Here is a 4,861-nt window from a genome sequence, read left to right as displayed (position 1 = left end):
GCTCTTCGTATCTGTGCTGGTCCGGCGGGGCTGTTCCTCCCGGGGCGGTGGGGTGGGGCGCCCGGCCCTTGGCCGGGCGCCCCCTCGGAGTGGTCAGGAAGAGACGACGAGATCGAGGGTGGATTCGATGGAGTTGAGCTGGGCGATGATGTGCTTGACCCACTTGTCGCCCGGGTGGGCGGCGGCGTGAGGGGCGACCGTGCCGGTGATGAACCGGCGGAACTCGGTGAGTTTCTTGGTGAGCGCGGCCCGTTCGTATGCCTGGAGGGCGGCTGGTCCGGCGCCGAGCTGGTAGCCGTCGGCCCGCGTCCAGATCAGGGGTGGCCAGCCGTTGGCGGCGATGATGTCGCGCAGGCAGGCCAGCCCCGCCCGGACCTGGCTGGGGGACAGATCGCTGGCGCGGGCCGGGCGGGGCAGTGAAGGCGTAACTGCCGTTCGTCGCCCGATCTCGCCGGTTCCTTTCCTGCTCCGGGCGTGCGCGGTGCATATGGCGCTGCCTCCGTGCTTCCGTCGAGGAGAAATCCGCTCGGTTCACTGAATGGGGTGAGAGCGGGCGCTGTTGGATTTAGTGCCGAAATGCTTTGGGTATTTTCCGCCGGGGCGTGGGTTCCACGCCACCAGCGGCAGCAAAGGAGGACCGTCATGCAGCAGGACGAACTGTACGAACCACCGGCCATGGTGGAAGTCGGTGACTTCGCCGAGCTGACCCGAGGCGAGGCCCTGGGCGCGTTCTACGAGGGCGGATTCCCGCCCTACGAGTGGTACCTCGGCCCCAACTGAGCCGGAGACCGACGTACATGACGGGTGACGTGCCATGAGCGGTGATGTGTGGTTCACCGTCCTCCCGGACGGTGAATCCGGCGTGGCCGCGGCGCGGCTCCTGCGCCCCTGGGCCACCAAGACCATCCCTCACCACTCCGGTCGGCCGTGGCTGCTGGGCAGTTGGCCGGATGGACAAGTGACGGTGGGCGCGGCAGGGGCGCGGCGAGTCGCGGTGATCGGGCGTTGCCCGGTCACCGTCGAGGCGCTGTCCGAGCGTGCGGGACGGCTGCGGGACATCGGGGACGTGGAGCGGATCGCCCACCGCCTGACTGGGAGCTTCCACCTCCTGGCCTCCGTCGACGGTTCGGTCCGGGCCAGGGGCAGTGCGTCCGGGGTGCGGCGGCTCTTTCACGCGCGAGTGGCCGGGGCGTCCGTGGCCGCCGACCGGGCGGACAGGCTCGCCGCCATAACCGGAGCGGCCCCCGACGAACAGCTCCTGGCTGCACACCTGCTGGCCTCCCCGCTTCCTTACCCGCTGGATGACCGCTGTGTGTGGCAAGGCGTACAAGCTGTGCCGTCCTTCGACTGTCTGCTGATCGACGCGGACGGGCAGGCCCGCACCCAGCCGTGGTGGGCCCCGCCGGAGCCGCAGCGCGCATGGCAGGAAGGCGTGCCCGCGGTGCGCTCGGCACTGACCGCAGCGGTGGACGCCTGCGCGGCCGGCGGGGGCACGGTTCCCGCGGACATGTCTGGAGGCCTGGACTCCACTAGCCTGTGCTTCCTGGCCGCACGAGAGCAGGAGCGGCCCCCGCCGACCGGAGCGAAGCTGGTGACGTTGCGCTGGCAGAGCCTCGACCCGGAGAACGACGACGCGGCCTGGGCCGCGCGTGCCGCCGCCCACCTTCCCGACAGCGAGCACGTCACGCCCGCCCCTGACCAATGGCCCTTGTGGTACAGCGACTTGACGGGTCTCACCGGCGACGCTGTGCCCACTGACGAGCCAGGACCGTGGGTGCGCGACGGCGCCAGAATGGCGGCGCTGTGCCGCCTGATGACCGGCCGGGGGTCCCGTCTGCACCTGATGGGCGGCGGCGCAGACGAGCTGTTCAGCACGTTCCCACCGCACCTGCACGATTACGTCCGACGTCGCCCCCTGGCGGCCTGGTCCCGTATCCGTACGCAACGCGCCTCCCAGCACTGGCCGCTCGGGCAGCTGCTGCGTCAGCTTGTGGACCGCAGGACGTTCGGCCAGTGGCTGACCGCATGGGCGGAGGGGCTTACCGCGCCACAGCGGCCGTCGCCAGCCCTGGTCCGCGGCGCCCCTTCGACGGCGTGGGGGGTGGACCTGTGCATGCCGACGTGGGCGACCCGGGACGCGGCCGAGGCCGTGCGGGGCCTGCTCCGGGAAGCCGCCGCCACCGCCGAGCCCCTCGCGCCTGAGCGCGGGCAGCACACGGCCCTCGCGTGCGTACGGACTGGTGGGCGAGGCTTGCGGCAACTGGACCAGGTGACGTCCCGCCAAGGACTGGGGCAGGCGGCGCCCTACCTCGACGACCAGGTGATCGAGGCGGCCCTGGCTATCCGCGTGGCCGAGCGCAGCACGCCCGGCCGATACAAGCCGGTGCTCGCCGAAGCGGTGCGCGGCATCGTGCCCGACGATGTCCTGCGCAGGAACACCAAGGGCGAGTACAGCACGGACTTCCACGTCAGCCTGCGCCACAATCGCTCTGCGCTGGTGGAGCTCTTCGACGGCTCGTGGCTCGCCCGCGCCGGACTGATCGATGACGCCGCGATGCGTGCGTCCCTGCTCGGCGTGCACCCCGCCCCGGAGGCACTGCGCTCCCTCAGCTCCAGTCTGGGCAGCGAGATCTGGCTGCGTGCTCGCCCCGCACCCACCTGCTCCCCGAGCACCGCAATGACCGAAGGAGCACCGTGAGCCTGACCTTGCGACCGGGAGTCTGCATGACGGACACACCGGACGGCATGGTGCTGCTCGACGAAGTCACCGGCCGCTACTGGCAGCTCAACCGCACGGCGGCGCTCGTCCTGCGCAGCCTCCTCGACGGCGCCGAACCACCGGACGCGGCCCGCGCGCTTAGCGAGGCCTACCCCCGGCTCACCGCAGAGCGCGCCGACGCCGACACGGCCTCGATCACGCGCGCGCTGACCGAGGCCCGGCTCGTGGTGCCCGCATGAGCCAGCCGATGGTGCCCCCCGCCCGCAGCCCCCTGCCCTTGCGCCGGCGTCCGCCCGTCCTGATCGCCACGGGCGCCGCCCGGCTGATCGTCGCACTCAAGCCGCACCGCATTCGCCGCGTCCTGTCCGTAGTCCGGCGCGGGACCGCTCCCGCCACGACCTCTCAGGCGCTCGCCGCACGCGAGGCCGTCGTGGCGCTCAGCGCGCGCTGCGCCGGGGAGGGCTGCCTTCAGCGTTCCGTGGCCACGGCGCTGCTGTGCCGGATGCGCGGGGTCTGGCCGGACTGGTGCACGGGGGTGCGCACGGCGCCGTTCCGCGCGCACGCCTGGGTGGAGGTCGAGGGCCTTGCGGTGGGCGAACCGCACCGGCTGGGGGAGTACCACCGCATGATGGTGGTGCCGGTTTTGCCGCAAAAGAGGCTGCCGGAAGAGCAGTCCTGAGGCCCGGCGGGCCGACGGTCGCAAATTGGCGGTCGGCCACCGGTCCTGGGCGACCGGTAGAGCTCGGCGAAGAGTCCACCGAGCGCCATCAGGGTCTCGAGGTCTCGGCCCCCCTCCAAGCGCCTGCCGCTAAGACGTCGTGGTAATCGGTCACTTCGGTGCCGCCCCTTGCCCGTGACCGGGAGCCGAGCTGACCGGGCTCGGAGTACAGCGTCACGAACCGCTCCTGACGGTCGACCAGGAGGTAGGGCCGCGCCCCGCACTCCGCGTACCATTTCCGCTTCACGACTCGGTCGGTGTCGGCGTTCGACTCGCTCGTGACCTCCCACGACAAGCAGCGTCTGATCGGGCAGAAGCGCGCCGCCCGGGAACGCTCCACGACCTCCTGGTCTCGGCTGCGGAGCCAACTCGGCTCCGCTCTGCCCCCGCTGCATCTCGCCGACCAGTTCGAGGTGCTGCTGCGGGTGGAGAAGCAGACGCCGGCTGATGAGCCGATGCCGTCCTCACTGATCGCGGTGAACGACAGCAGTTCCGCGCGGCTGTACCAGCAGCTGCTCGACCGAGTCAGCCGTGACCGGTCCGAGCCGGGGTGGTGGCAGTCGTGACCGGTCCGAGCCGGGGTGGTGGCAGACCGAGGTGCTCCGGCTCCCTCAGCTCTGGCGACACCGGCAGTGCCAGCAGGGCAGTACGGCTGCCCGGCAAGGGCTGCTTCGAAGATGCCGACGGCTGGGAGGAGAACGCGATGATCTGGGTGCTCCCCGCCGTCGAGGATCGAGTGGGCTCAAAGTGCACTTGAGGGATCGTTTGTGCAGGGGAAAGCATCAGATCAGCTGTCAGATGATCAACGGGGGACGTGTTTTCGCGTGGGTGTTGTGCTGCCTGGTTGGGCGGATGAGATTCTCGACATCATCGGGGTGTCGTGGCCGCACGTGGATGAGGACGACTACCGCGAGATGGCCAATGCCATGCGGGAGTTCGCCGACGACATCGACGACGGCGCCGGCGAGGCCCATCAGGCGGATCCGGGGCTTGGTGTGTTCGGCGGGGGACTCGTTGGCCGTGGAAGCGCTCAACGCCCACTGGGGCAAGATCAACGGCACCCATTTGCACAACCTCGCCGAGTGCGGCCGCATGGCAGGCACCGCCATGGACGGCGTAGCCCTCCTCATCGAGGGCGCCAAGATCGGCGTCGTCGTCCAACTGGGCATCCTCGCCGCAGAAGTGATCGCGGCCCAGGCCGCGGCACCATTTACGCTCGGGCTCTCCGAGATCGGAGCTCTCGCAGGGACCCAGGCGACCCGGATGATCGTCAAACGGATCTTCAAGGAGGTCTGTGAGCAGGTCGTCAGTATCGCGCTCACCCCTGTCGAGGAAGCGCTCGGTGCGATGGTCGGGGACCTGGTCGTGCAGACCAGGTCGGAGTCGGTGCCGTCGAGGAAGCGCGCGACGTGCTCCTCGGTGTC

At 70.4% G+C, this 4,861-nt stretch carries 6 protein-coding genes and 1 pseudogene; 5 read left to right on the top strand and 2 right to left on the bottom strand.

The features are described from left to right. Positions 1-93 precede the first annotated feature (93 nt). Complete coding sequence (locus AB0D04_RS42170) at positions 94-447, bottom strand: RacP protein (protein ID WP_362712741.1); 354 nt, start codon at positions 445-447, stop codon at positions 94-96. Between the two features lie 195 nt (positions 448-642). On the opposite strand from AB0D04_RS42170, the gene AB0D04_RS42165 reads away from it, so the two are divergent. From AB0D04_RS42165 to AB0D04_RS42150, 4 genes are read left to right on the top strand one after another with little or no spacing between them, the layout of a single operon-like run. After that, positions 643-780, top strand: coding sequence for a lasso RiPP family leader peptide-containing protein (locus tag AB0D04_RS42165; RefSeq protein ID WP_362712738.1), 138 nt, complete (start codon positions 643-645; stop codon positions 778-780). 34 nt (positions 781-814) lie between these two features. Beyond that, positions 815-2,698 (top strand): asparagine synthase-related protein, encoded by a 1,884-nt coding sequence (locus AB0D04_RS42160; RefSeq protein WP_362712737.1) that lies wholly within the window; start codon positions 815-817, stop codon positions 2,696-2,698. After that, a complete protein-coding gene (locus AB0D04_RS42155) occupies positions 2,695-2,958 on the top strand; it encodes a lasso peptide biosynthesis PqqD family chaperone (protein WP_362712735.1) in 264 nt (87 codons plus the stop codon). Before AB0D04_RS42160 ends, AB0D04_RS42155 begins: the two co-directional genes overlap by 4 nt. After that, positions 2,955-3,398, top strand: a complete 444-nt coding sequence (locus AB0D04_RS42150) for a lasso peptide biosynthesis B2 protein (RefSeq protein ID WP_362712734.1) — start codon at positions 2,955-2,957, stop codon at positions 3,396-3,398. Before AB0D04_RS42155 ends, AB0D04_RS42150 begins: the two co-directional genes overlap by 4 nt. Positions 3,399-3,486: 88 nt before the next feature. Here AB0D04_RS42150 and AB0D04_RS42145 read toward each other — a convergent pair whose 3' ends face one another. Further along, positions 3,487-3,894 (bottom strand): Uma2 family endonuclease, encoded by a 408-nt coding sequence (locus tag AB0D04_RS42145; RefSeq protein WP_362712740.1) that lies wholly within the window; start codon positions 3,892-3,894, stop codon positions 3,487-3,489. Between the two features lie 563 nt (positions 3,895-4,457). Here AB0D04_RS42145 and AB0D04_RS42140 point away from each other — a divergent pair. Further along, a pseudogene (locus AB0D04_RS42140) lies at positions 4,458-4,861 on the top strand (hypothetical protein); the annotation flags it as partial.

Origin of the sequence: Streptomyces sp. NPDC048483 (assembly GCF_040651455.1) — a bacterium.
Taxonomy (GTDB): Bacteria; Actinomycetota; Actinomycetes; order Streptomycetales; family Streptomycetaceae; genus Streptomyces.
The sequence above is the reverse complement of the archived record's forward strand: the minus strand, read 5'-3'. Positions and strand labels throughout refer to the sequence as shown.

Excerpts from the sequence above, each read along its gene's own strand:
- AB0D04_RS42165 (WP_362712738.1), top strand. The coding sequence starts at position 643 with ATGCAGCAGGACGAACTGTACGAACCACCGGCCATGGTGGAAGTCGGT.
- AB0D04_RS42160 (WP_362712737.1), top strand. The coding sequence starts at position 815 with ATGAGCGGTGATGTGTGGTTCACCGTCCTCCCGGACGGTGAATCCGGC.
- AB0D04_RS42150 (WP_362712734.1), top strand. The coding sequence starts at position 2,955 with ATGAGCCAGCCGATGGTGCCCCCCGCCCGCAGCCCCCTGCCCTTGCGC.